This window comes from Mesorhizobium sp. M8A.F.Ca.ET.207.01.1.1 (genome assembly GCF_004794715.1).
GTDB lineage: Bacteria > Pseudomonadota > Alphaproteobacteria > Rhizobiales > Rhizobiaceae > Mesorhizobium.
Genome location: NZ_SRUS01000270.1, coordinates 1 through 348 on the forward strand (window position 1 = coordinate 1; position 348 = coordinate 348).

Here is a 348-nt window from a genome sequence, read left to right on the forward strand (position 1 = left end):
CGGCTGGCCGGCTGCACCAGCACGCGCAGGCCGTGTGCACGCACGCGGAAGGCCAGGTCGGTGTCCTCGTAGTACGCCGGCCTGTAGCGGGTGTCGAAGCCATCCAGCTGCTGCCACAGCGCGCGCGGCAGCATCAGCGCCGCACCGGAGCAGTAGTCGACGTCGCGCAGGCTGGCAAAGCGCGGATCGTCAGCCGCTTCGAAGCAGCCATAGCTCCAGCCACTGCCATCGGTGAAGATCACGCCGCCCGACTCCTGCAGGCGGCCATCCGGGTACAGCAGCTGGCTGCCGACCAGGCCGGCGCCGGGCACGCTGCCGAAGGTATCCAGCAGGGCATCAAGCCAGCCG

General features: G+C 70.1%; 1 pseudogene. It reads right to left on the reverse strand.

Features of this window, described 5'->3' with window-relative positions:
* Positions 1 to 348 (reverse strand): annotated as a pseudogene (locus tag EN850_RS34485) (glycosyltransferase family 2 protein); the annotation flags it as partial.